20 protein-coding genes are annotated in these 24,866 nt (G+C 58.8%); 7 read left to right on the forward strand and 13 right to left on the reverse strand.

What is annotated here, in order from left to right:
• Positions 1 to 101: 101 nt before the first annotated feature.
• The 3 genes from ACUNV4_RS01760 to ACUNV4_RS01770 form a co-directional block, all read right to left on the reverse strand.
• Positions 102 to 1,226 carry a DUF58 domain-containing protein gene (locus ACUNV4_RS01760; protein ID WP_430876762.1) on the reverse strand — a complete coding sequence of 375 codons (1,125 nt, stop codon included), beginning with the start codon at positions 1,224 to 1,226 and terminating at the stop codon, positions 102 to 104.
• An 82-nt stretch (positions 1,227 to 1,308) separates the two neighbouring features.
• The gene (locus ACUNV4_RS01765; RefSeq protein WP_430876763.1) at positions 1,309 to 2,304 is read right to left on the reverse strand and encodes an AAA family ATPase; all 996 of its coding nucleotides are present in this window, start codon (positions 2,302 to 2,304) and stop codon (positions 1,309 to 1,311) included.
• Positions 2,301 to 3,416 (reverse strand): rhodanese-like domain-containing protein, encoded by a 1,116-nt coding sequence (locus ACUNV4_RS01770; protein ID WP_430876764.1) that lies wholly within the window; start codon positions 3,414 to 3,416, stop codon positions 2,301 to 2,303. The genes ACUNV4_RS01765 and ACUNV4_RS01770 overlap by 4 nt, the downstream gene beginning before the upstream one ends.
• A gap of 183 nt (positions 3,417 to 3,599) precedes the next feature.
• Between ACUNV4_RS01770 and pedF the strand changes: the two genes are divergently transcribed.
• The 5 genes from pedF to ACUNV4_RS01795 all read left to right on the forward strand — a co-directional run bounded on the left by pedF (position 3,600) and on the right by ACUNV4_RS01795 (position 8,689).
• Positions 3,600 to 4,046, forward strand: coding sequence for a cytochrome c-550 PedF (gene pedF, locus ACUNV4_RS01775; RefSeq protein WP_430876765.1), 447 nt, complete (start codon positions 3,600 to 3,602; stop codon positions 4,044 to 4,046).
• Between the two features lie 114 nt (positions 4,047 to 4,160).
• Positions 4,161 to 4,925, forward strand: a complete 765-nt coding sequence (locus ACUNV4_RS01780; protein WP_430876766.1) for a substrate-binding periplasmic protein — start codon at positions 4,161 to 4,163, stop codon at positions 4,923 to 4,925.
• An 11-nt stretch (positions 4,926 to 4,936) separates the two neighbouring features.
• Complete coding sequence (locus tag ACUNV4_RS01785) at positions 4,937 to 5,728, forward strand: quinoprotein dehydrogenase-associated SoxYZ-like carrier (protein ID WP_430876767.1); 792 nt, start codon at positions 4,937 to 4,939, stop codon at positions 5,726 to 5,728.
• An 11-nt stretch (positions 5,729 to 5,739) separates the two neighbouring features.
• Positions 5,740 to 6,747, forward strand: a complete 1,008-nt coding sequence (locus ACUNV4_RS01790; RefSeq protein WP_430876768.1) for a quinoprotein relay system zinc metallohydrolase 1 — start codon at positions 5,740 to 5,742, stop codon at positions 6,745 to 6,747.
• 157 nt (positions 6,748 to 6,904) lie between these two features.
• Positions 6,905 to 8,689, forward strand: coding sequence for a PQQ-dependent methanol/ethanol family dehydrogenase (locus ACUNV4_RS01795; protein WP_430876769.1), 1,785 nt, complete (start codon positions 6,905 to 6,907; stop codon positions 8,687 to 8,689).
• Between the two features lie 100 nt (positions 8,690 to 8,789).
• Here the strand turns inward: ACUNV4_RS01795 and ACUNV4_RS01800 are convergent, their stop codons facing one another.
• From ACUNV4_RS01800 to ACUNV4_RS01840, 9 genes are all read right to left on the reverse strand, one after another.
• The gene (locus tag ACUNV4_RS01800) at positions 8,790 to 10,004 is read right to left on the reverse strand and encodes an FIST N-terminal domain-containing protein (protein ID WP_430876770.1); all 1,215 of its coding nucleotides are present in this window, start codon (positions 10,002 to 10,004) and stop codon (positions 8,790 to 8,792) included.
• 58 nt (positions 10,005 to 10,062) lie between these two features.
• On the reverse strand, positions 10,063 to 11,136 hold the full coding sequence (locus ACUNV4_RS01805) for a 3-deoxy-7-phosphoheptulonate synthase (RefSeq protein WP_430876771.1): 1,074 nt from the start codon (positions 11,134 to 11,136) through the stop codon (positions 10,063 to 10,065).
• A 113-nt stretch (positions 11,137 to 11,249) separates the two neighbouring features.
• Complete coding sequence (locus tag ACUNV4_RS01810) at positions 11,250 to 12,101, reverse strand: carbohydrate ABC transporter permease (protein WP_430876772.1); 852 nt, start codon at positions 12,099 to 12,101, stop codon at positions 11,250 to 11,252.
• A gap of 6 nt (positions 12,102 to 12,107) precedes the next feature.
• Positions 12,108 to 13,040 carry a carbohydrate ABC transporter permease gene (locus tag ACUNV4_RS01815; RefSeq protein ID WP_430876773.1) on the reverse strand — a complete coding sequence of 311 codons (933 nt, stop codon included), beginning with the start codon at positions 13,038 to 13,040 and terminating at the stop codon, positions 12,108 to 12,110.
• 140 nt (positions 13,041 to 13,180) lie between these two features.
• Positions 13,181 to 14,416 carry an ABC transporter substrate-binding protein gene (locus ACUNV4_RS01820; protein ID WP_430876774.1) on the reverse strand — a complete coding sequence of 412 codons (1,236 nt, stop codon included), beginning with the start codon at positions 14,414 to 14,416 and terminating at the stop codon, positions 13,181 to 13,183.
• A 197-nt stretch (positions 14,417 to 14,613) separates the two neighbouring features.
• A complete protein-coding gene (locus tag ACUNV4_RS01825) occupies positions 14,614 to 16,710 on the reverse strand; it encodes a beta-galactosidase (RefSeq protein WP_430876775.1) in 2,097 nt (698 codons plus the stop codon).
• Positions 16,707 to 17,753 carry a galactose-1-phosphate uridylyltransferase gene (galT, locus tag ACUNV4_RS01830; RefSeq protein WP_430876776.1) on the reverse strand — a complete coding sequence of 349 codons (1,047 nt, stop codon included), beginning with the start codon at positions 17,751 to 17,753 and terminating at the stop codon, positions 16,707 to 16,709. The genes ACUNV4_RS01825 and galT overlap by 4 nt, the downstream gene beginning before the upstream one ends.
• Entirely contained in the window at positions 17,750 to 18,949 is a 1,200-nt protein-coding gene (locus tag ACUNV4_RS01835) for a galactokinase (protein WP_430876777.1), read from the reverse strand. The genes galT and ACUNV4_RS01835 overlap by 4 nt, the downstream gene beginning before the upstream one ends.
• On the reverse strand, positions 18,949 to 21,084 hold the full coding sequence (locus ACUNV4_RS01840; RefSeq protein WP_430876778.1) for an alpha-galactosidase: 2,136 nt from the start codon (positions 21,082 to 21,084) through the stop codon (positions 18,949 to 18,951). Before ACUNV4_RS01840 ends, ACUNV4_RS01835 begins: the two co-directional genes overlap by 1 nt.
• Before the next feature lie 214 nt (positions 21,085 to 21,298).
• Between ACUNV4_RS01840 and ACUNV4_RS01845 the strand changes: the two genes are divergently transcribed.
• Both ACUNV4_RS01845 and ACUNV4_RS01850 read left to right on the forward strand, forming a co-directional pair.
• Positions 21,299 to 22,132, forward strand: a complete 834-nt coding sequence (locus ACUNV4_RS01845) for an IclR family transcriptional regulator (protein ID WP_430876779.1) — start codon at positions 21,299 to 21,301, stop codon at positions 22,130 to 22,132.
• 124 nt (positions 22,133 to 22,256) lie between these two features.
• Complete coding sequence (locus tag ACUNV4_RS01850; protein WP_430876780.1) at positions 22,257 to 23,369, forward strand: ABC transporter ATP-binding protein; 1,113 nt, start codon at positions 22,257 to 22,259, stop codon at positions 23,367 to 23,369.
• Positions 23,370 to 23,492: 123 nt separating this feature from the next.
• Here the strand turns inward: ACUNV4_RS01850 and ACUNV4_RS01855 are convergent, their stop codons facing one another.
• A complete protein-coding gene (locus ACUNV4_RS01855; RefSeq protein ID WP_430876781.1) occupies positions 23,493 to 24,857 on the reverse strand; it encodes an aminotransferase in 1,365 nt (454 codons plus the stop codon).
• Positions 24,858 to 24,866: the final 9 nt, after the last annotated feature.

Raw genomic sequence — 24,866 nt, forward strand, 5'->3', positions numbered from 1 at the left:
CGTTCAGCGCCTCTTTCCGATTGAGGATGCTGTACTTGCCGCTCGCGAGTTGCCGGCTGACCATGGCTGCCTTGCAGGTCGCATCAGGCTTGGGTCGCCATTCATGGTAAATGGCCGCTGTGCCGCAGAGCGGCCACGATTTCGTTCTTGCCCGTGCCGGAATGGTGCAGGGGAATCCGCAGAGCGGTAAAACGCTCCATCCTCCGTTGCTTCTGTTGTGACAGCCGTTGCTGCAGCTGCTTCGCGTGTCCGCGATCCAGTGTTGCACTGCGAGTGCGACGGTCATGCCAGTCACCGGAGCGATAACCATAGAGGCCTGTCGGCAAGCCCTGTTCGAGCATGCCATCGTCCATGTGAACGGCGGCCTGGCGATTCACTCGGGACAGGGTATTCATGGCGTCATCGAAGTGCTTGCCGAGATGATCGAAAGCGCTCAACCAGATCAGCGAACCGTGCAGTTGGCGTTGGGTACACAGCCAGCGGGCAACCTGGTCCAGTGTGATGTGCGAGCCTGTCTCATGCTGGTCGGAGGAGCCGGGGCTGATCAGGGCGTCAGGCGAGGACTCGGGTCGAGAGGGGCGGCTCGGCGGTTCGGCCGTGGTAGTTGCCTGGCCATGCCTTTGCGCATGACCGCCCGATATCGGCAGGTCGCTGCCCGCCGGGGTGGGCGCGGCATTGTCGCAGGACTTCGCACGCCGGTACTGTGCCTGTAAAGCCAGAAAGCGCCTTGCCAGCAAGGCACAGGCATCAATGGCAGCTCCATCGCCGATGCGATTGTCGCTGACGGTGAGGCCGCTGTCGCTGACAGCGATGACGCACAGCCGGCTGCCGCTTTCGATGGACTGCCACAAAAGCCGTGCTGTGAACCGGCAGGCTTGTACCGAACGCAGTATTGTCGTACCGGTGTACATGGTGCGCCGCATGTCCGTCACCAGCGTCACTCGGTGTTCTCGCTCTTCACGGTACAGTCTTGTGTAAAGCGTATTGCTGCGGGCACTGGCTTTCCAGTCGACATGACGAAGTTCGTCCCCGGGGCTGTAAGGACGCAGATCATCGAAGTCGCTGCCATGACCGCGCCGCCTGCCGCGAAAGCTGCCTGCCCATCGTCCACCACCCTCGGGTTGCTGCAAGGTGCCTTGATGTACCGCGTGGCGTTCGTTCAGCAGGGAGTCGATGCTGAGCGTGATGGCCGAATCTGCCGACTTGTCCGAATCGGGCAGGCTCATCTCAGTTCACGCCGATGACAAGGCAGGAGGCAGGTACTTCGTGTCGTGGGTTGGCAGGCGGCGGTGACATGACAGGCAGGTATCAGAGCCGCGGGGTGGATGTCAGCAGATCCTGCACAACCTGACGGGCGGTGACGCCGGCTGCACGAGCACGGTAGTCCAGTGAGAGGCGACCGCATAATATGTCCGGTGCCAGTTCGACAACGTCGTCAACCGTGACGAATTCCCGACCGGCGAGCCAGGCTCTGGCGCGTGAGGCAACGGCCAGATTGATCGAGGCGCGAGGGCTGGCTGCCTGGGAGATGTTCATGGCGGATTGGCCGCCGGCGCCGAGCCCGCGTGTTGCTCCAACCAGGCGCACGATATAGTCACGTACGGCTTCGGACAGGAATACCTGTGGTACGCAGCGCCTGGCGCGCAGAATCAGATCGGCATTGCCAATGGCCGTGGGTTCGGTGGGATTGTCCAGTGGATCGGTCTCGCTCAGCACCCGGTCGAGAATCCTGCGTTCCTGCTCAAGACCGGGCAAGTCGATATTGACGAAGAACATGAAACGATCAAGCTGCGCCTCCGGTAGTGGATAGGTTCCTTCATGTTCGATCGGGTTCTGCGTTGCCGCGACGAGAAACGGTTCCCTGAGTTTACGCGTGACCCCATTGGTGCTGATCTGATGTTCGCCCATGGCTTCCAGCAATGCACTTTGCACCTTGGGCGGTGCCCGGTTGACTTCGTCGACCAATACGATGTGGTTGAACAGGGGGCCGGCATTGAACCGGAACTCTGCACCGTGTTGCTGGAAGATGTCGGTGCCCGTGATATCGGCCGGCAACAGATCCGGCGTGGCCTGAACGCGGACGAAGCTCATGTCCAGCAATCGGGCAAAGCGATTGATGCTGCGGGTCTTGGCGACACCGGGTGGGCCTTCGATCAGCAGATGTCCCCCCGTGAGCAGGGCAATCATCAGCCTGTCTATCAGACTCTCGAGCCCGACCAGTTGATCAGCCAGAGTGACCCCGAGCTGTTGCATGGCGGTCAGGGTGCCATCCAGATCGGTGTGCCTGTCGGAATCTGCATTCATGGGCGGATGAACAGCGAGGGGAACCGGCGGCTTCGGGCATCCTCTGTGGTGAATTCATTCAGGTCTATCGGGTGGCTGTAGGGCGGCGGTGGGTCAGCCAGCACGTTGAGATCTCCCTGCAGCAATGTACCTCGCAGGCTGCCATCGTCCTGCCAGGCAAGCTGATAGTAGACGCCGTTCCAGAAATCGATACCGAAGCTGCCTGGTGATTTCCAGATGAACAGCAGCTGGTATTCCAGCTCGGTCAGGTCGTCCGCGGAGATTCTGCCTTGCAATTTGTACGGATAGGGTAGGTGACAGAACCATTCTGCAGGATCGGTCAGACAGCGAAACGGTCGCATGGACAGAAACTGATCCACCAGACGTTCACTGTCCAGTTCCACCGCAAAGGTGCTGAAGCCTGCATCGGAGGGGGTGAAACGGACCGTGCCGAGCGCAAGCTCTGCGCCTTGCCGGTCAATCAGGTGGATAGTTGCGGAATCGGGAAAGAACTGCTGATCCGCCTCCTCGACGGAGGCTGCTTCTTCCGGTACGGCAGGGGTGGTGTCGTCGAAGAAGTTCACGGGCTGAATCCGTGTCAGCTCTCTTCCGTCCTCCAGCCAGCCGTCTGTGCCGAGCGGGTACCAGTACACGGCGCTGTAACCCCAGACAATGGCGCGGCGTGCCGCATTCCAGCTTTGCCAGCAGTCTGCGTTGCAGAAAAAGACCAATGGTGCATCCAGGCGGTTCCGCGACAGTCTTGCAATATTTCTCTTGAAGTAGTCTTCTGCTTCAAGGCTCAGGCTGCCGCGTCCAACCTCGGGTAACCAGATCGAACCGGGTATGGACTGGCGTATTTCCGATGTCACCCAGTGTCCGTCCAGTGGATCGGGGCCAAGCCCCTTGGGGGGATGGACATCGATCAGCACAGCCGTGCCCTGCCGCTGCATGTCGGCCAGCTGCTCGGTGGCCAGTGTCAGGCCGCCTGGGATGTCTGCCGGTACCGGTGCGCGATATCGTTCCATGCGCAAGCCGGTTTCCGGGTCGACGTCATAGGCATCGAGAGACCGTTCCGCGCCGGTTGCAGGGTTGGCAAACAGCAAGACGATGATCAACAGGGTTCTATCCAGCATGCGCCATAGTATGCGCTGTGCCAGAGGCAGAGACAGTGGTACAAAAGTCCAACGTCACGGGCAGGGGGCGGGCCTGGCATCGGCAAGCGGGTCTTGCGATGGTTCCAAAAGTACCATTTGGGATGGTCTCGCTTTGGGCTACCCTTGCCACCTTCTTCACAGGTAGACGGGTTGTTGGTTACGATGAAAAAGCGATTGTTGACAGGTGCGGTTTCCGTACTGGTGTTATCTCAGTTCATGCTCGTGAAAACGGGCCTGGGTCATGGTGATGTGCAGCCTCAGGGCGTGGACACCGAAGGTCTGGAAGCTCTGCCCGAGGAGATCGCACTGGAGAATCCCTATCGTGGCATGGGCGGGGAGCAGTATGAGCTGGCGAAGACGATAGGGTCGTCTGCCTACAACACCAACTGTGCCCGCTGCCATGGGCTGGAAGCGATTTCCGGCGGCATAGCCCCGGACCTGCGTCTGCTGGAAGACGGGGAGTTCGGCGATGAGTGGTTCATGGAAAGAGTGCGCAAGGGCTACTCGCAGAATGGTGCCTACAAGATGCCGCCGTTCGAGAACATTCTGAGCCAGGAGGCGATGTGGGCCATACGCTCGTATACTGAAACCCAGCCTCGTCCGGAATAGCTGGCAATGGGAATGGTCGGTTGCAGTAAGCATCTGCGACATCTTGCATTATCTAGCCTGCTTGCAGTCGGGTTGTGTTCGCCCGCGCTGCAGGCACGGCCAGTGGATGATGTCGTGGACAGCGGCAAGCTGGTGGTGTTTGCCTACAGCGACTATGCCCCCTATTCCTGGGAGGACGATTCGGGAGAGGCGCGGGGTATCGATGTGGATATCGGGCGCCGCTTCGCGGAGAGTCTGGGAGTGGATGTCGAGTTCCTGATTCGGGGTGCGGACGAAAACCTGGACGACGATCTGCGCGTCAACATCTGGAAAGGTGACCTGATCTACGGCAAGTATGCCGATGTCATGATGCATGTGCCCTATGACCGCGAAGTGGATGTGCGCAATGAACTGGCGGTACTGACGGCACCGTACTTTCAGGAGCAGATGGCGCTGATCTTCAACCGTGCCATGCATCCCGCTGTCGAAACCTTCGGGCGTTTCGTCTCCAGCCCCATTGCGGTGGAAGTGGATACGGCGGGAGACTTCTTTCTGTCCAATGCCTTTCGTGGTCAGTTGCTGCAGAGCATTCGGCGTGGTCGCACCTTCAGGGATGCACAGGATCTGTATACCAGTACCGAGGTTGGAGCGCTGCTCGGTTCACGGGCGCAGATGGAATGGGTGGCGCAGGAATCCCCCGATATCGATTCCGAAATCGTCCAGCCACCCATGCCGGGAATTGTCAGAACCGGGTGGCCCATCGGCATTGCGGTCAAGCACGACAGTCGCGATCTGGGTTATGCGCTGGGGGATGTTCTGACCGAGATGATCGAATCGGGCGACATGAAGAAGCTCTATGCCAGCTATGGGGTAGAGTGGTTGCCAGCAGAATTGCCATGAGGCGCGTACGCATGAAACAGATTGCAAGAGCCATGGTTGCATCATGCATGATATTGATCAGTAGTTCACTGATGGCAAGGCAGTTGCCACCGGATCCTCTGAACTCCGTCATGTGGGAATCCATGGCTGAACGTTTCATGCCCGACGGCGAAATCGTTTTTGATGAGCGTGTGAAGCTCATGACACCGCTGGCAGCCGAGAACCAGTTCCATGTGCCGGTGACTGTGGATGCCACGGCTCTGGAAGGCGTGGTGGAAATCGTGGCCGTGGCCGATCTGAACCCGATTCCGCTGATCATGAGTCTGCGTCCTGCCGATGCGCTGCCCTTCATCGGTTTCCGGCTCAAATTGCAGCAGACGTCCCCGATTCATGTAGGTGTTCGCACGGCTGATGGCGTCTGGCATGTGGCCGGGGCCATCGTCGATGCGGCCGGTGGCGGCTGTACTGCGCCCGCAGCGGCACACGGTAACAGCAACTGGATGCAGACACTGGGTGAGACACGCGCTCATGCGGGCCGCGATGATGACAGCACGGCACGCATGACACTGCGCATGCGTCATCCCATGGATACCGGACTGGCTGTCGGCATTCCGGCGTTCTACCTCAATGAACTGGCGGTCAGGGACGATGAGGGCAATATCGTTGCCGAACTGGATCTGTACGAACCTGTCAGCGAGAATCCGACGCTGACGCTCAAACCGAAGGTCGGACCTCGAGCGTCGGTTCTGCATGTGTCCTCCAGAGACACCGAAGGCAATACCTTCCGTTTCCCGCTGGAAGTACCCGCCGCCACCGAACTGTGAAGGTGCTGCCCATGACGATCAAACCATCCCGCCAGGGCAGGGCAAGCGCTGCACCGATCTCGAAGGCACGTCGGCAGGTCATGCAATGGTTTGCAGGTGGATGCGCATGTGCCGTCTGTGGTTCTGCCAATGCGCGATTACTGGATTTCGATCTGATGGCCGTGGAGGTGGCATCCCGTACCTGGGCGGTACTGGGACGCACCGAATACTTCAACATGGACAACGGCGGCAATATCGTCAACGTGGCATTCGTGGAAGTGCCGGACGGGGTCGTTGTCATCGATACTGGCCCTTCGAAACGATATGGGGATGCCCTGCGAAGACTGATCGAAAGAACCGTGCCGGGCAAACCGATACTGCGTGTCTACAACACGCATCATCATCCGGATCATTTTCTGGGCAACCAGTCCTTTGATGCATCACTCATTGCCGCACCTCGCCAGGTCATCGACAACATTGCCCTGGAGGGTAATGGCTTTGCCGACAACATGTACCGCTTGCTGGGAGACTGGATGCGGGGTACCAATGCGGTGGCTCCCACGGTTGCTCTGCAAGCCGACCAGGAGGATGTGGGAGGGCGGCGGTTCTCGCTGTATTATCTTTCGGGTCATACCAGCAGTGACCTTGTCATCAGGGATGATGACACCGGTGTGTTGTTCGCAGGCGATCTCGCCTTTCTGTATCGTGCGCCGACGACTCCGCATGCGGATATCGACAGCTGGCGAGAATCGTTGCAGACGCTTGCCGGCATCGACAAGTCATTGCTCATACCGGGTCACGGGCCCAGTGATGACAAGGATGAATCACTGGCGCAGACAGGTGATTACATCGACTGGCTGCATGGCAGTATCAGTGATTCGGTCATGCGGGGTCTCACCATGAACGAGGCCATGGCACTGCCCATACCCGCGCGTTTCGAAGGTCTGGGAGTGGTGCGCAGCGAGTACGAACGATCCGTCGTGCATCTGTATCCCTCCCTTGAAGATGCACTCTATCCCGTTATAGAGATCAGCCAGTAGATATTCGGCGGGCAAAGTGTACCTTTGTCCACTATGGCAAGCACGGCAACTTGGCTAGACTGCTGAATCAGCGGTGCGGTGTCTCTGGAGCTCTGGTAATACAACACTGTGCTTCCCGTCTCGATGCAGGCATTGAAGTCCATACTAGGAGTAGCGAATGAAGCGAAGACCAACCATGCTGGCTGTTGCCGGTACCCTGGCCATCAGTGTTGCAGGGTTCTGCAATACGGTAGCCGCAGCGGAGGTGTCCATCGAGGACATCATGAACGATCAGGCCAGCGGCGAGGATATCGTCTCCTATGGTCTCGGGCCGCGTGGACAACGCTACAGTCCGCTGGCGACACTGAACAAGGACAACATCAAGAACCTCTATCCCGTCTGGTCGTTTTCGTTTGGCGGAGAAAAGCAGCGTGGACAGGAGTCACAGCCTCTGATCAAGGACGGTGTCATGTATGTCACCGGGTCCTACAGTCGCATGTGGGCCATCGATATTGCAACGGGTGAGGAACTGTGGCAATACGATGCCCGATTGCCCGAAGGCATCCTGCCCTGCTGTGATGTCGTCAACCGCGGAGCTGCCATCCTGGGAGACAAGGTCTTCTTCGGAACGCTTGATGCGAAGATCGTGGCGCTGGACGCCAAGACCGGCAAGGTCATCTGGCGCAAGACGCTGGGCGACTACGAAGCGGGCTATTCGTATACGGCAGCACCTCTGATCGTGCCGACCAAGGCACATGGACCGTTGATACTGACCGGCAATTCCGGTGGTGAATTCGGTATCGTCGGCCAGGTGGATGCCAGGAACCCCGATACCGGTGAGCTGGTCTGGTCCCGACCTACCATCGAAGGGCACATGGGAACACTCAATGGTGAAGAATCCACCATGACCGGGGTGAAGAACGAATCCTGGGCCGGGGACATGTGGCAGAACGGTGGTGGCGCAACCTGGCTGGGCGGTACTTACGATCCGGACACAGGCCTGGCATATTTCGGTACCGGTAATCCGGCGCCCTGGAACAGCTATCTGCGTCCGGGAGACAACAAGTGGACCTCTGCACGTATAGCGATCGATCCGGAGAATGGCGAAATCGTCTGGGGCTTTCAGTCAACGCCTCACGATGGCTGGGATTTCGATGGCGTCAACGAGTTCATTTCCTTCGACATGGAAAAGGATGGTGAGCTCATCAAGGCCGGCGCCACTGCCGATCGCAACGGCTTCTTCTACGTGCTGGACAGAACCAGTGGTGAATTCATTTCAGCCACACCATTCGTGCAGGATATCACCTGGGCCAAGGGTATCGACGAGAACGGTGTTCCCTTGTTCGACCCGGAAAACCGTCCGGGAAATCCGTCGGAAAGTGCTGATGGCAAGAAAGGCAAGTCCATCTTCGCCGTGCCCAGTTTTCTCGGTGGCAAGAACTGGATGCCGATGGCCTATTCGCAGAAGACCAGCAACTTCTACATTCCATCCAATGAGTGGGGCATGGATATCTGGAACGAACCGGTCACCTACAAGAAAGGTGCAGCCTATCTGGGGGCCGGATTCACGATCAAGCCGATATTCGATGATTACATCGGTTCTCTGAAGGCCATGGATCCGGTCAGTGGCGAGATCAAGTGGGAATACAAGAACAAGGCACCACTGTGGGGCGGCGTATTGACCACGGCCGGTGGTCTGGTCTTCACCGGTACACCGGAAGGTTATCTGAAGGCCTTTGATGACGAGACCGGCGAGGAGCTCTGGAAGTTCCAGACCGGCACCGGCATCGTCTCCTCGCCAATTACCTGGGAACAGGACGGTGAGCAGTATGTTGCGATCGTGACCGGCTGGGGTGGTGCTGTGCCTCTGTGGGGCGGCGAGGTTGCCAAGGTGGTCAGTTACCTGAACCAGGGTGGATCCGTCTGGGTATTCAAGGTGCCGGAAGGTCTGGCGTCACGTTAAGCAGTGTTGGAACCGGAGCCGGTCATGATGCCGGCTCCGGAATCGGCTTTCCTGCCGAATGTGTCGGGCCAGGATACGGTGAGAACCGCCATTCGCACCATCATTCGTGGTGACATTCATCTTCCGGACTCGACTCGGACGGTGTGCCAATGGCGATACCGGTGAAGGTCTGGTTGATGTGCATGGAATTGAATTGCTCGCCGTAGGTATTGAAACCCACGAAGCGCTTTTCCCTGTACAGCTCGGCAATGCGATGGGTTGTCTGGCGATGCCGGGCATCGAGCTTTCGGTAAATGCAGTCGAATCCGACAATGAGATCGATGGGGCCGATTTCCTGTTCCAGTGCGTCGATGGCCTGTCGGGAGGACTCAACCATGCCTTCGGATCGAGCAACGGTCATCACCAGGCCGTTGTCGATGGCGCAGAAGAACGTCAATGACATGTCTTCATTGAGTTGCTGGATCGAGCGGCTGTAGTGTTCTCCCCCAAATCGAACGATGACGGAGTAAGAGGCAAAGCTACCTGAATCCAGTTCCTCGGGGCTCATGCCGATGGCGTTGGCATAGGCCACTGCGGCCGGCTCGGCATTGAATTCGCTGACCCGTCGCAGATCCGGATCAGCCTCGGTGACTACCAGCTTGTGTTCGGTGGGCGCGAAGTTGTTGTTGGTGAACAGCTTGAAGGGCAGCTGGCAATCGATCAACGTCAGAATGGCAGCGCCGGACATTACCTGGTCATTGCTGATCTGCCAGGTTTTTTCGAACAAGAGGTCATCACCGGCGGAACCGCCTATCAATGGTATGCCGTCGAGTCCTCGATCGATGGCGACAGTGACGGTTTCTTCCGAATACGACAAGCCATCGATGAGCAACAGGGCGAATTGCGTGTGAGTCTCGTCAGGGTGGGGCAGGGTGTCGAGAAATCGTTTTCTGTGTTCTGCAGTGATTCCCGCGATATTCTCCATGCCGAGGCTGGCTGCATCCTGCATCACGACGGACTGTGCATTGAACCAGCGGGCGGGAAGCAGGACGGCGATGAATCCCTGTTCCTGCATGCCATCGGGTGTGACTTCTCCACTGGTAGAGCATCCGCAGAAAGTCAGCGTCGGACTGCGCTGGCGCAGCCCCGTGACCAGTTGTTCAGGCGCATGCCGACTGGCAGAGAACCAGATGATGGCAATCGCAATATCCTGCTTGTCGGCAATATCACCAATACGGCTGCACAATTGATCCGTATTGGCCGTTTCGCTCCACAACACCTGTATTCCGCTGGTATAGCAGTTAACGGACACAGGGTCGGTTGCGGATGTATTCATGAGTGACACGGGGCCGGCCCGATTGCACGTAACAGACACACAGAGTGTGTCACAGAGTTCAGGTCGAGGTGAAGGGCTTGCCGAAAATTGCCTGCTGCATGGCTGATGCGAGCATTGACAGTGTCTCGTCGGTATCCTGCCATCCCATGCAGGCATCGGTGATGCTTTGCCCATAGGTCAGTTCTGCCGGAGGTGCCATGCTCTGCTTGCCTTCCACCAGATGGCTTTCGATCATGAGACCGGCAATCAGCGATGACTCGGCGGGCAGGCGAGCGGCGATATCGGCGGCTACCAGACGCTGGCGTTTGTGATCCTTGAGGCTGTTGCCATGGCTGCAATCGATCATGATGCGCGGGGAAATGCCCCGCTGTTGCTGGCTGTCGCTGGCTGCCTTGACGCTGGCCGTGTCGAAATTCGGGGTCTTGCCGCCACGCAGAATCAGGTGAGCGTCCTCATTGCCACGAGTTCTGAACAAGGCGATGCGGCCTTCGCTGGTGGGGCTGAGAAAGGCATGGGGGTGGCTGGCTGCCTGGATGGCATCGATGGCAATTCCGACATCGCCACTGGTGGCGTTCTTGAAGCCCACGGGGCAGGACAGTCCGGAGGCAATTTCCCGGTGGACCTGACTTTCGGTGGTGCGTGCGCCGATGGCGCCCCAACTGACCGTATCGGCATAGTACTGCCCGGTGGCGGCATCGAGAAATTCGCAGCCGGCGGGCATGCCGATGGCCGCCAGGTCCAGCAGCAGCTTGCGCGCCTTGTACAGACCTTCGTCGATCTGGAAGCTGTTGTCCATGTTCGGATCATTGATCAGTCCCTTCCAGCCGATGATGGTGCGGGGCTTTTCGAAATATACCCGCATGACGATCTCCAGCGAGTCCCTGTAACGTTCGCGCAGTTCATTCAACTGGCCGGCGTAATCCATGGCCGCAACCGGATCATGGATGGAGCAGGGGCCGATGACGACCAGCAGGCGTGGATCACGACCGTGGATGATGTCGGCTATGCGCTGCCGGGTGGCAGTTATGGCAAGAGCCTGCTCATCGGGCAGAGGCAAGTCGGCGGAGAGTTCGGCCGGGCTCTGCATGGCGACAATCGATTCGATGCGAATGTCGGAAGTGGCATTGTTCATGGCGTGGTATCAGGATTGGACTGTGGCGCGACATTGAAGGCGTGCCGCACGAATCGGCCATGATAACGCAGGAGAGTTGCCGGACGGACAAGACGCCGTCCGGCGGATCGAACTCAGCCCTTGGTGGCACCCAGAGTGAGGCCGGCGATGAAGTGCTTCTGCATGGCAAAGAACATCAGCACCGGTGGGATGGCTGCCAGCAGGGACGCGGCGGATACCAGTTGCCATTGGCTGACGAACTGGCCGTTGAGTGCACGAACACCGGCTGTGATGGGCAGTGCATGATCACCCTGAATCAACACGGTGGCCCAGAAGAAGTCATTCCAGATGAAGGTGAAGATCAGCACGGACAGTGCGGCAATGGCAGGCTTGACCAGTGGCAGTACCAGATACCAGAAGATCTTGAATTCACCGACGCCGTCGATACGGGCGGACTCGATCAGTTCATAGGGCAGGGCCTTGATGAAATTGCGCATGAACAGCGTACAGAATCCGAGCTGGAAGGCCGAGTGGAACAGCACTAGGCCCTTCACCGTATCGTAGAGGCCGGTGTTCACGGACAGGTCGCGAACCGGCACCATCAGAATCTGGAAAGGCACGAAGTTACCGGCCACGAACACGAAGAACAGCGGCACGGCCCACTTGAAGCGATACACGGACAGGGCATAGCCGGTCAGACAGGACAGACCGACGGCCAGGATGACCGTGGGAATGGTGATTCGTACCGAGTTCCACAGGTACATGCCGGCCTTGGATTGCTGGAAGACTGCCGCGTAGTTCTCGATCAGCAGGAAATCCGACGGCATACCGAAGATATTGCCCTGGTTGATGTCGATGGCCGGCCGGATGGAGGTCAGAAAGATCGCCAGCAGCGGCAGCAGCCAGATGAACAGCGCGATCGGCAGGATGATCTGGTAGCCGGTACGCACACCGGCGGATGAGTTTTCTATCGGTTTTGGAAACATGAGCGATTACCCTTTCTCGTCCTGATACATGCGCCAGAGGAAGAAGCTGATGTACACCAGCATGATGAGGAACAGAACCGTGGCGATGGCTGAGCCATAGCCGTAGCGGAAGCCGTATTCCGACAGCGCGGTTTCGAACATGTAGTAGGCCAGAACATTGGAGGAGCCATAGGGGCCGCCCTGCGTCATGATGGCGATCAGGTCGAAGGAGCGCAGGGCACCGATGACCGTTACCACCACGGCGATGAAAGTGGCCGGTTTCAGCTGCGGCAGAATGATGTACCAGAGCATCTTCCAGCCCTTGGCATTATCCAGCCTGCCGGCTTCTACCTGATCGGGAGACACATTGTTGAGGCCGGTGAGATAGAGAATCATGCAGTAGGCAATCTGTGGCCACAGACCTGCCAGGATGATACCGAAGGTCACCAGGTCCTCATCGGCAAGAATGGCCGGAGGCGTGGCACCGAAGAAGTTCCAGACAATGCCGACGATGCCGAAATCGGGGTTGTAGAACCAGGTGAAGATCAGACCCACGACCACCTGCGAGATGACGAAGGGAAAGAAGAACAGGGATTTGTAGATGCGTATGCCGGTAACGGTCTGATTCAGGAACAGGGCGATGCCCAATCCGGCGGGTACCGCCAGCATGTACAACACCAGCCACCAGACATTGTTGACCAGCGAGGTGTAGAAGCGATCGTCATCCATCAGTTCGACATAGTTGCCCATGCCCACCCATTCCTTGGGCCCGAGACCATCCCAGGCATAGAAGGATATCCAGATGGACTCGAAGATGGGCGCTATGACATAGATGAAAAAGAAGATCAGTCCGGGGGCCAGAAACAGCCACGGGGCCATCTTGATGCGGTTCTTGTGCAGCCAGCTTCGTTTGGCGGGTGGCGTATCGAGCGTAGCGGCATTCCCGTTATTGCTTGCCATGAACAGTTTTCCTCAATGCGGTGACGTGGCCCTGGCTAGATCTTGCAGTGCTGGTTCAGGGTTGTAGTGAGCCACCTCCTGTGGCCCACCGGATCGGCACGACGTGGATCGGCACCTGCTGTCAGGTGCCGACGTCGCGACTACTTGTAGACGCGAGCCTGAATCTTGTCCAGACGCTTGAGGATGTCGTCCAGGCGCTCAGGCTTGATCATGAACTCCTGAAAGCCTTCCATGCCGGCCTTGGCCATTTCCGCCGGTGCATCCCGGTCGAAGAACTGTGCCAGACCGCTGGCAGAACTCAGAGTCTCGAAACCCTTCTGCAGGAACTTGTCGTCTCCAACCGAAGAGTTCTTGTTGATGGGCAGCTGACCGATGGTCGCGTTCCATTCAGTCTGGATGTCCGGTTGGGCGATGAATGCCAGGAACTTGCGCGCATCTTCCTTGTTCTTGGCGTTGGCCGGAATGAAGAAGGCATCGGTAGGCGCTTCTTCGGCACGAGCGACGCCGGGAGTGATTTCGGGGAAGGGGAAGTAGTCGATCTGGTCGTTGGTCAGACCACCATCGCGCATGGACTCGACGGCAAAGTTGCCCATGACATACATGGCGGCTTCACCCTTGATGAAGGCAGCCATTGCATCCTGCCAGCTCATGGTGGCATGGTTGTCGATGAAGTAACCGGGCTCGACCAGTTCCTTCCACTTTTCGAATACCGCCACGATGCGTGGATCGGTGTACTTGATCTTGCCGGCTGTCAGGTCGTTATGCACATCGTAGCCATTGGTGCGCAGGTTCAGGTAGTCGAAGACACCGGCAGCTGGCCACAGGTTCTTGGTGCCGATGGTGATGGGCGTGATGCCGGCTTCCTTGAGCTTGGCTGAGGCTGCCAGCAGTTCTTCCCAATTTCTGGGTGGTTCGATACCGTGCTCGGCGAAGATATCCGAGCGGTAGTACATGCCCCACTGGTAGTAGGTGTACGGAACCCCCCATTGCTTGCCATCGATGGTCATGGCGGATTTGGTGGAGGCCAGACTGTCGCTGAAGCCTTCCGCTTCCCAGACATCGGAGACGTCTTCGAACTGACCGGCGTTGACGAAAGGTGCCATGCGGTTTCCGGGATACCAGGATGTCACATCCGGTGCTTCTGCACTCAGGAAGTTGCGAATGGCTGTCTTGTGAGCTTCGCGGTCGTTGATGCTGACGGTGACATTGATGTCGGGGTTGGCAGCCTTGAACTTCTCGACAGCGGCTTCAAAGCCGGCCTTGGGTGCCGGGTTCAGGTCATCGAAGATGATGGACAGGTCTCCGGCCATTGCCGGTGCGCCAAGGACACTGGTGATGGCCAGTGCAGCGGCGGTCTTGCTGATGGTTTTGAACATGAGCTTTCTCTTTCCTTCTCCAGAAATGGTTACGGTTATGGCAGTCATGATTTGACGGGCAACTGCCGTTACCCGGGACCCCGGGGGATCAAGTCGATGTGCCGGTACTGACGACCAGCATCATCGGAAACGAACAACGGTACAACTCTGCAACTCAGGCCCGTTGCCCTGACGACAACGGGGTAGAAAAAATCGATTCATTCGGCCACCCAGACAGCGACCTGCGCCTGTTCCAGTGTGCGTGACCCTATCAGAAGTGGTGTGTCGTGGTGAAAATCCAGCAGGCTGCCCAGTTCCTTGTCCAGCTCAACCGGCCGGGCACCGAAATTGAACGCCACGCGATAGGGACCGATACGCTGTGTACGCAACCAGGGGCCGAGATCGCGTCCGGCGATGCCGGCCTCCTCGAGCAGTTCACCGAGCAAGGAGAGCAACGAGTTGTTGTCCGGTATCGCATTGATGTAATGCACACCTTGTTGCTCGTAATGAAATCCCCACTGGTCGTCGAAATGCATGCGTGGTTCCACCGGGCTCTTCACCTCTTCCCGCCATTGCGAGCAGCGACGATTCCTGCCCGTGCTGCCAGTGGCTGACAGCAGCTCGTTGGTCGGCAGGGATTCGCTGCGAATGATCTGCACGGGCAGCAATTGCTCGAAATGGCCCGGTGGCAGACTGTCGGGAATCCGGTACTCACTGGAGCGGCTGCCCGTGCCCGGAAACAGGACAATGACACTTTGCTGTTGCTGGTGGGCGGCTTTCAGTCGGGACACCAGGTCGGGATCGTCTTCCGTACTGCTGCAGACCAGCACCAGACGATAGTTGTCCAGGGGGGCTGTCGGCGCGATGATATCGACGTTGGCGCCCCACTGCCGACAGGCGCTGTGGACTCGCTGACAGAAGCCCAGAGGGCTGTAGGTGCTGCCGCCGGGTAACTGGATATCCTGAATGGCATTTCCGGCATAACTGAAGATGATGGCAATGTCCGAGTGAACGGGCAGGGCGCCGAGCAATCTGTCGATCGTCTCGTTCGGTGCCTGCTGTGCAGGTTCGGCCGTTGACGGCTCATCAAGACTGGCATCCCCTGGCGCTTCGCGCCGGAGTTCCTCGACAGAGAACGAGGCAAGGTCTGCCAGCTCCCGATTCAGATCTGCCAATTCAGTGGCTGCCACATCCGCATCGCCATTGGACAGTAACAGACCGGTATGGGTCTGTTCCTGGGCGAAGGGGGCCTGGCGCCAGCGGAAGTAGCTCATCAGTTCGGCACCGTGGGCGAATGCCTCCCAACCCCAGAGCCGAACCATGCCGGCCAGAGGGGCAGGGTTGTAGGGGGCCCAGTTGACGGGGCCGGGCTGCTGCTCCATGACCCACCAGCGCCCGTTGCAACAGCCGCGATACAAGTCGTGATGAAAGGCGGAGCCATCCGGGTGGCCGGTGCGCAGATAGCGTTCCTGGTCCGTGGCATCGCCATTGTCTCGAGTCAGGAAGCCCAGCGGATAGTTGTCCCAGGTTGCCACATCCAGATCTCTGGAGACTTCATGATGATCGAACTCCACGAAGTTGCCCATGAAATTGTGCACGACATCCCGTCCGGGAGAGTGTTCGCGGATGATGTCGCACTGCGCCCGATTGAAGCGGGCTATCTGATTGGACGAGAACCGCCAGAAGGCCAGTTGATGCGAGGGGTTGCTTTCGGTCACATTGCCCACGGGCAGACCGATCTGCTCGAAGTTGTCGTATTCCATGCTCCAGAACACATTGCCCCAGGCATCGTTGAGTAAATCGATAGTGCCGTAACGTGCTTCACACCAGCGCTGAAAGGCAGCCAGTGCATGCCCGGAGTAGCTGATACTGGTGCTGTGGCAACCGTATTCATTGTCGGTTTGCCAGGCAATGATTGCCGGATGCTGACCAAAGCGGCGAGCAAGAATCTCGACAATGCGACGGCACTCGGCCAGATAGGCTTCATGCGAAAAGCAGTAGTGCCGGCGTGACCCGAAATCCCGTATGCGACCATCCGCGTCCACGGCCAGCATGTCCGGGTGCTTGTCGAGCATCCAGCGAGGTGGCGTGGCGGTAGGTGTTCCCAGTACGACGGACAGGCCGGCAGCATGCAAGGTATCGATGGCGCGCTGCAGCCAGTCCAGGTGCAGGGTTCCGTCGCGGGTTTCCAGGCGGCTCCAGGCAAATTCCCCGATTCTGACCACACTCAGGCCGAGTTCGCGCATCTGTGCCGCGTCTTGAGCCCATCGCTCTTCCGGCCAGTGCTCGGGGTAATAGCAGACGCCTGTTTTCATGACTGCCATGTATCCGTGTCGATCTGCCGCAGTTGTTGTGCTGCCTGTTCGGGCTGCACCGGATTGACGATATTGTTGGAACCGGATTCGAAGCCTGCGAGGAATTTCAGCTTTTCAGGATCGCGCAGTGGTGGCTGGAATGCCAGGTGGAAACACCAGTGCAGATTGTCCGCCTGATGGGCGGTATCGCAAGGTGCATTGTGCAGCAGGGTGATATTGGGCGCCGAGCGCCGGAACAGCAGATCGTAGCGTCTGACCTGGCGCTGATAGACATCGGCCAGTTCATCCAGCTCCGCATCGCTCATGTCGGCCACGGAACTGACGTGTCGATGCGGCACGATCCAGGTCTCATAGGCAAAGCGTGCGGCGAATGGCACGATCACGGAGAACAGGGCATTTTTCTCGACCATCAGTTCGGACTGGGTGTGCGGGTCCTGCAGCAGATTCTGCAGTAGGGACTCGCCGGCATGCTCGCGAGCATGCGCGGCCTGGGCGTCACGCATGCGGCTGGCCGTGTCGGTCACGAATGCGGTGGCGTAGATCTGGCCATGGGGGTGCAGATTGGACACACCGATTTCCACGCCCTTGTTCTCGAAGATCAGTACGTTCTCGATGCCCTTGCGGGCACTGAGGCTGCGATACTCCGATTGCCACAATCGTGCAACCGCACGCATCTCGGCCTGAGTGATGCTGGCGAGCGTCGCATCGTGTCGTTCCGACCAGCACAGGACTCGACATTCGCCATGCGCCGGAGCGGTTCTGTGCAGCTCGTTTTCGTTCGTCGAGGACGCTTCGGCAGGGGCATCGAATGACAGGGACGGAAAGTCGTTGTCAAAGGCATAGGCTCCCTGATAGTCAGGATTGACCTGGCCATTGGCGCGGGTGACTCGCGGACACAGATAGCAGTCAGGATCGTGAACGGCTGCTGTCTGCTGGCTGCTTGTTGCCATGGCACCCGACCAGGGGCGTGCTGCAGAGCGGGCGGAGATCAGAACCCATTGCATCAGCAGTGGGTGCCAGCGTCGTTGCCAGTTTCCACTCATGCCTTGTCTCCCGAGGTCAGAGGACCGACACCATTGCCGGGAGCGATCGGATAGAAGTCAGCGGTCAGTCCCGTCGCTGCCGTATAGGCAGGACCGACCATTGCCTTGAATCGCTCGACCTGATCGTCGGGTACGAGGCTGACGGTACAGCCGCCGAAGCCTGCGCCGGTCAGGCGACTGCCGAGCACACCGGGCTGTTCACGCGCCAGTCGAACCAGATGGTTCAAGGGTTCGCTGGAGACTTCGAACAGATCACGCAGCGAATCGTGGCTTTCGTTCATCATGTTGCCGAACTGTTGCAGATCACCGGCTATCAGTGCGGGTACTGCAGCTCTGACCCGTCTGTTCTCTTCGGCAATGTGCCGGGCGCGTTGCAGGGGAATGGCATCGTTGGCAAACAGGTGTTCCTGTGCGCTGAGCTGGTCCGGCTGCAGCTGACCGAGGTGGCTGATGCCGGTGACCGGTGCCAACAGCTCCAGTGCACGCCGGCATTCCCGCACCCGGTCGTTATAGGCCGATTCGTTCAGCTCGCGTCGCTGATTGGTATTGGTGACAACGATCGAGTACCCCTCGAGGCTCAGTGGCACCTGGCGATGCTCCAGGCTGTGGCAGTCGAGCATGATGGCGTGATCGGTTTCGGCAAAGGCCACGGCAAACTGGTCCATGATGCCGCATTGCATGCCGACGAAGTCATTCTCGGCGGCCTGGGCGATGCGTACCAGTTCGAGCAGGGACAGTTCGGTTCGCAGCAGCTCGTTCAGCGCATAGGCGGTAACAACCTCGATGGAGGCAGAGGAACTCAGGCCGGCGCCATTGGGAATATTGCCCGAGTAGAGACAGTCGAAACCGGTGAGCTCGACGCCTCGTCGGGTGAACTGATCGAGTATGCCCAGAGGGTAATTGATCCAGTTGTCGCCATAGGTCTGGCTGATTTCTTCCTGGTCCAGTTGCGCCATGAGGTCGAAGTTGGTGCTGGCGAAACGATACTGCTGATTGTAGGTGGGTCTGATCAGCAGTGTGGTACCTCGATCGACCCCACAGGGAAAGACCAGACCGCCGGTGAAGTCGGTGTATTCGCCGATGAGGTTGACCCGACCGGGGGCAAAGAAAACGGCTGTCGCGTGTTCGGAGCGACCGAATTTCTGGGTGAAGCGGTCGTGCAGGCTTTCGATGCTGTGCTCGTCGGTATGACTCATTATCGACTATCTCTGTGGCAACCGATCAGTAGTGCCGATTGGGGTGGCAGAACGGGCAGGGGAACACCAAGCGTCATCAACAGCTCGCCACTGCTGGTCACAGCCGCCTGACACCACTCGGGAAAGATCTTGTTGAACGGTGCCAGTTCGGTCAGATTGATGCTTTCCAGAGTCAACGTGTACAGGGCGTTCGGGTCCAGGCCCGACAGTGGCAGATGGCCCGGGCGGGTCGGATGCATATTGCCGATGGCAACCACGCTGTACAGTGCCTGTTGCTGATCGCTGTCGACAAAGCCGCAGGCTGTCAGTGACTTGGAATACGTGGGAAGCTGCCAGTAGACGGAATTCGCCATCCACTGGCGGTTGCTCTTGTACAGCCGGGTATAGTGCTGCAGGGTAATGATGTCCTGAGGGTCCAGTTTGCGGGCATCGAGTTCGAAGCCGAACTGGCCCTGCAATGCAACAATGGCACGTGTATGCAGGCTGGTGACCCGGCCGGTGAGATGGGCGGTCTTGTGGCCGACATGGGCACCCATGATTTCCGGTGGCATGAAACGCAGAAAGCCCTGCTGAATGCCGGCGCGTTCTATCGGATCGATGTTGTCGGAGGTCCAGACGCGGCCGGTATGCTGCAGGATGCCCAGATCGGCACGTGCACCACCCGAGGCGCAGCTTTCGATCTCCAGATTCGGGCAGACGGCCAGAATGCGTTCCAGCAGGCGATACAGGGCGACGGGTTGCGCTGCCGCCCGGGCATGGCTGCCGTCCCCGGCCAGTACCAGATCGCGATTCATGTCCCACTTGATGTAGTCGATGGCGTATTCGTGTACCAGTGAGGTGATTCGTTCGAACAGATAGTCTGCCACGTCATCGCGGGAAATATCCAACACCAGCTGGTTACGTGCCAGAGGTGTCTCGACCTGGCTCAGTTGCAGGGCCCACTCGGGATGCTCGCGATAGAGGTCACTGTCCGGGTTGACCATTTCCGGCTCGAACCACAATCCGAACTGCAGGCCGTGTTTCCTGACATGTGACACCACCGGGTGCAGGCCGTCCGGATAGATGCTTTCGTCGACATACCAGTCACCCAGGCCTGCATTGTCGGCACGTCGATGCCGGAACCAGCCATCGTCCAGCACGAAACGTTCGGCGCCGACACTGGCGGCCGCATCGATCAGTGGGAACAGGGCTTCCAGGTCATGATTGAAATAGAGAGCTTCCCAGCTGTTGGCATGAATGGGGCGAGTACGCCGAGTCCATTCGGGCAATATGGATGAACGAATGTATCGATGGAAGCGCTGCGTGCAGGAGTTCATGCCCTTGCCGCGCGTGAAAGATACCGATGGTGTCGACAGCTGTTCACCCGCTTGCAGTATCACTTCGCCGGGCAGGTGGAGTACGCCGGCTTGCAGGGATATCACGCCATTGCTCAGACGTTCCACACGCAGGCTGAAATTGCCGCTCCAGGCGAGTTGCGCAAAGGTGATGTCTCCGCCATTGACCCCGAATCCGTCGGTGCCGCAGATGAGGGCCGGGGCATGCTCGTGACTGGTACGGCCGTGCAGATTGCTGATGTCGATTCGGCCCGGGGCGATGTGACGTCGGTGGGTCTGGTTTTCCAGGCCCCAGCGACCATGCTGGCTCAGACACTGCCGATAGGAGCCTGGCAGGGGCAGGGTTGCACTGGCCAGCCAGTCCACGGTATACGGGGTGTCGGCGATATTCTTCAGCGTCGTTCTCATGCTGGCCACGTCGCTGTGCTCATCCAGGGACAGGCTCAGTTCCACGGCGAGTCCGGCCTGATCGTCCTGCAGTTCGATGGTCAGCGTATTGTCGTTCTGTACGACACTGCGGGTGCGCATGGCATGAGCAAAGGCGGCACCGTTGCGATGCCCATTGAGCGCCGGTGAGCCGGTATAGCCGGTACTGGCTTGCGGAAACAGGGACAACGGAGTTACTGCGTCCATGCCGCCGAAGGCCAGTGCCGTGTCATCGTGAGCAAGCAGCTGTTGCAGCGTCGTCTCACCGCGCAGCTTTCTGCCATACCAGTACAGGCGCGGAACGCCATGGTCCTCGATGACCAGCAGTGTGGTCTCTTTACCGTCGAGTCGCCAAAAGGCCTTGGTACTGGACATATCCGTCTGCTTTGCTCGGGGTTGTGGACTGGAACAGAGGGCGATCGCGCCGCTCGTCAACGGCACTTTAACAGCTGCGTTGCATGTTGGTCGTAAAAATGGAACAATGTTCCAAAATTATAAGAGTGCCGAATAAACGCTGTCAATTGAAAAACCGGTTGATCGCAGACTGCGGCAGGGCTTCCCTGTCAATATTGATTCCACTACGTGGCGCATGAGCAAGAGCAGCAAGATTTCCAGTGATAACAGTACAAGTGCGCCATCCGGTCAACGCTCGGGCAGTGGTCTCGGTCGAGCCATATGGCTGCTGGATCTGATCGTCTCGGAAGGTCCGGTGAGATTCGCCGAGCTGGTCGAGCTGACGGGTATACCCAAGGCGACTCTGCACCGGCTGTTGAACGAGCTGGCCGATGAGCGCCTGATCCAGCTGGATGAAAGGTCTCAGACCTGGTCCTCGGGCTATCGCATCCTGGAAATGGCCAACCGTATCTGGACACGCTCGGACATACGTGTGCTGGCTCAGGATCAGTTGCTGGCTCTCAACGCGCTCAGTAGTGAAACGGTACAGATCGGTGTGCAGGCTGACACCCATGTGGTGATCATCGATCACGTCGAGAGCAGCCGCAGCGTCAGACACTCGATCATCGTCGGTACCCGGGTGCCGGTCTATTGCACGGGCATGGGCAAGGTGTTGCTGGCATGGTGTGATGATGAGCAGCAGCGAGATATCATCAACCGAATCTCGTTCGCGCGCTTCACACCCAATACCATCACGGATAAACAAGCCCTGTTGAAGGAGCTCAGTGATGTCAGTCAACGCGGCTATGCGGTGGATGCGGAAGAGCGTTATCTGGGGTCTCTGTGCATCGCCGCGCCGGTCGTTGATTCCACCGGGCAGGCCATTGCCGGTCTGAGTATCACGGCGCCGACCTTCAGAACAAGTGAGAAGACGCTGGACAGCTGGCGTGACGCCCTGATCAGCGCAGCTGCCGAGATATCACGACGATTGGCGCCTCGTACCGGGCCGGTCAATGGCGTGTCGCATTGATCGATCGACGAGGTGCAGAAATGGGAAACGAGATGTCCGGCATTGCCACGCAGGTCGATCATCGGCCTGAAGCCGGCATCATGTTCAAACTGACTCAACAAGACTGGAGAGGGAGAATTCGAAGATGGCTGAAGTAGAGTTGCGCAAGGCATACAAGCGATATGGCAGTACCGAGGTCATTCATGGCGTCGACATGAAGCTGCCCAGTGGTGAATTCATCGTGTTTGTCGGGCCTTCTGGCTGCGGCAAGTCCACATTGCTGCGGATGATCGCCGGGCTGGAGGAAATATCCGAAGGCTCCATCCATATCAAGGGGCGCGATGTGACGGATGTGGAAGCCGTCGATCGGGGTATCGCGATGGTGTTCCAGTCCTACGCCCTGTATCCGCACATGACGGTCGAGGAGAACATGGGTTTCGGTTTGCGCATGGGTGGTGCCGACAAGGCCGAGGTGGCTGCAAAGGTCCAGAAAGCGGCCAAGACCCTGCAGCTTGATCAGCTGCTGGACAGAAAGCCCAAGAATCTGTCCGGTGGACAGCGACAACGCGTGGCCATCGGTCGAGCCATCGTGCGCAATCCCGATGTCTTTCTGTTCGACGAGCCATTGTCCAATCTGGATGCCGAACTCCGGGTCGAGATGCGTCTGCGAATTGCCCAGCTGCACAATCAGCTGGATGCCACCATGATCTACGTGACGCATGATCAGGTCGAGGCCATGACCATGGCAGACAAGATCGTGGTGCTCAGGGCCGGGCATGTCGAACAGATCGGTTCACCGCTGGAGTTGTACCATCACCCGGACAATCTGTTCGTGGCCGGATTCATCGGCTCACCGAAGATGAATTTTCTGGACGTGACGGTACGCGAAGGCAGTGCCACACAGGCGGTTGTGGATCTGCCGGGCGGCGGCACCGGCATTCTGGCGGTTGATGCGTCACGCGCCAGGCCGGGGTCTCGAGCGACCCTGGGGGTGCGGCCTGAGGATGTCGGCGGTGACGTTGGTGATTTCACGCTGCCCATCAAGGTGGACGTGGCCGAACGGCTGGGCGGTTCCACCTTTCTGTATGGCAGTTGCGGTGGCCTTGAGCACTTCGTCGTGCAACGCCCCGGTATCGACGGCACGCGCCATGGGGATTCGATCGAACTGAATATTCCGGCCGGAAACTGCTATCTGTTCGATGAGGATGGTCAGGCCTACCACCGCACGACTTCTGCCGGGCGACAGAACGCAGCCTGAGGGTTTTGCCCGATGAGTCCCGGCCCGGTCTTTTCCGGACCAGGGCTCGGGCTCCGCTGCATGGCTGCGGAGCCCTCAGGCACTGACCCGGCCATCCTGCCGGGTCAGTGCCTGCATTATCGATCAGGCTGGTTTGTGCTGCTGATGCACATCGTTGAGGGCATCGGTCACGGCGTCGAACATCTCGTCGATCTGCTCGTCGTTGATGATCAGTGGCGGGCAGAAGGCAACGGTATCTCCCGGGGCTGCGCGCAGAATGAGGCCGTGTTGCCTGGCAGCCAGCATGACCTGCACGGCAATCTTGTCAGCAGCGGGGAAGGGGCTCCTGCTGTCCTTGTCAGCGACCAGTTCGATGGCTCCGATCAGTCCGACGCCTCGGGCATTGCCGACCAGAGGGTGATTCTGCAGGGCATTCACCCGTTCCAGGAAATGCGGTGAGCGCTGCCTGACCTGGCCGAATATGTCGTCGTCTTCATAGATGCGCAGTGTCTCCAGCGCGACCGCCGCCGCCACCGGATGGCCGCCGTAGGTATTGCCGGTGCCGAAGACACCCAGCTTGTCGGCATGGCTCTGCATGGCATCGTAGATCGCATCACTGACCAGTACGGCACCAATGGGCAGATAGGCCGATGAGAGCTGTTTGGCGGATGTCATCATGTCCGGCTTGATGCCGTAGGTCTCGCTGCCCCAGGCATTGCCGGTGCGTCCGAAACCGCAGATGACCTCATCGGCGATGAACAGGATATCGTGCCGGGCGAGCACGGCCTGTATTTTCTCGAAGTAGCCGGCTGGCGGTACCAGTACACCTCCGGCTCCCATGACCGGTTCGGCGATGAAGGCGGCAATGGTATCGGCACCGGCTTCCAGAATCTGCTGTTCCAGTGCTTCGGCGAGACGAGTGGAATAGGCCTGCTCTGATTCACCGTTCTCTGCGTAGCGATATGCGTGCGGTGTGTCCACGTGAATCACCGGAATGGCCGGCAGATCGAAGCCGTCCTGTGCATACGGCAGACCTGTCAGGCTGCCGGCCGCCACGGTAACGCCGTGATAGGCATTGCGGCGGGCAATGATGGTTTTCTTCTGCGGGCGGCCAAGCGCGTTGTTGTAATACCAGACCATCTTCACGGCCGTGTCGACGGCCTCGGATCCGGAATTGACAAAGAAGCATTTGCCGATGCCTTCCGGGGCCATGTTCACCAGCCGTTGCGACAGCTCGATGGCCGGTTGCGTGGAATGATGGGAGAACATGTGCGCATAGGGCAGGGCTGCAAACTGACGGGTGGCGGCATCGACCAGGCGCTGTTCGCTGAAGCCGAGCGAGGCACACCACAGACCGGACATGCCTTCCAGCAGTCGATTGCCCTTGTCGTCCCAGACGTACACGCCTTCACCGCGTTCGATCAGGAACGGGCCCTGCGCCTGGTGATTGGACAGATGGGTGAAGGGATGTAGCGCGTACTGACGATCTGCCTGGTCGAGCGTTTGCATGTGGGTGCA

The sequence above is a fragment of the Granulosicoccus sp. 3-233 genome, from assembly GCF_052681095.1.

Excerpts from the sequence above, each read along its gene's own strand:
- ACUNV4_RS01820 (WP_430876774.1), bottom strand. The coding sequence starts at position 14,416 with ATGTTCAAAACCATCAGCAAGACCGCCGCTGCACTGGCCATCACCAGT.
- ACUNV4_RS01770 (WP_430876764.1), bottom strand. The coding sequence starts at position 3,416 with ATGCTGGATAGAACCCTGTTGATCATCGTCTTGCTGTTTGCCAACCCT.
- galT (WP_430876776.1), bottom strand. The coding sequence starts at position 17,753 with ATGAGTGGAAACTGGCAACGACGCTGGCACCCACTGCTGATGCAATGG.
- ACUNV4_RS01825 (WP_430876775.1), bottom strand. The coding sequence starts at position 16,710 with ATGAAAACAGGCGTCTGCTATTACCCCGAGCACTGGCCGGAAGAGCGA.
- ACUNV4_RS01835 (WP_430876777.1), bottom strand. The coding sequence starts at position 18,949 with ATGAGTCATACCGACGAGCACAGCATCGAAAGCCTGCACGACCGCTTC.
- ACUNV4_RS01765 (WP_430876763.1), bottom strand. The coding sequence starts at position 2,304 with ATGAATGCAGATTCCGACAGGCACACCGATCTGGATGGCACCCTGACC.
- ACUNV4_RS01760 (WP_430876762.1), bottom strand. The coding sequence starts at position 1,226 with ATGAGCCTGCCCGATTCGGACAAGTCGGCAGATTCGGCCATCACGCTC.
- pedF (WP_430876765.1), top strand. The coding sequence starts at position 3,600 with ATGAAAAAGCGATTGTTGACAGGTGCGGTTTCCGTACTGGTGTTATCT.
- ACUNV4_RS01805 (WP_430876771.1), bottom strand. The coding sequence starts at position 11,136 with ATGAACAATGCCACTTCCGACATTCGCATCGAATCGATTGTCGCCATG.
- ACUNV4_RS01815 (WP_430876773.1), bottom strand. The coding sequence starts at position 13,040 with ATGGCAAGCAATAACGGGAATGCCGCTACGCTCGATACGCCACCCGCC.
- ACUNV4_RS01840 (WP_430876778.1), bottom strand. The coding sequence starts at position 21,084 with ATGTCCAGTACCAAGGCCTTTTGGCGACTCGACGGTAAAGAGACCACA.
- ACUNV4_RS01790 (WP_430876768.1), top strand. The coding sequence starts at position 5,740 with ATGACGATCAAACCATCCCGCCAGGGCAGGGCAAGCGCTGCACCGATC.
- ACUNV4_RS01855 (WP_430876781.1), bottom strand. The coding sequence starts at position 24,857 with ATGCAAACGCTCGACCAGGCAGATCGTCAGTACGCGCTACATCCCTTC.
- ACUNV4_RS01850 (WP_430876780.1), top strand. The coding sequence starts at position 22,257 with ATGGCTGAAGTAGAGTTGCGCAAGGCATACAAGCGATATGGCAGTACC.
- ACUNV4_RS01845 (WP_430876779.1), top strand. The coding sequence starts at position 21,299 with ATGAGCAAGAGCAGCAAGATTTCCAGTGATAACAGTACAAGTGCGCCA.
- ACUNV4_RS01795 (WP_430876769.1), top strand. The coding sequence starts at position 6,905 with ATGAAGCGAAGACCAACCATGCTGGCTGTTGCCGGTACCCTGGCCATC.
- ACUNV4_RS01800 (WP_430876770.1), bottom strand. The coding sequence starts at position 10,004 with ATGAATACATCCGCAACCGACCCTGTGTCCGTTAACTGCTATACCAGC.
- ACUNV4_RS01810 (WP_430876772.1), bottom strand. The coding sequence starts at position 12,101 with ATGTTTCCAAAACCGATAGAAAACTCATCCGCCGGTGTGCGTACCGGC.
- ACUNV4_RS01785 (WP_430876767.1), top strand. The coding sequence starts at position 4,937 with ATGAAACAGATTGCAAGAGCCATGGTTGCATCATGCATGATATTGATC.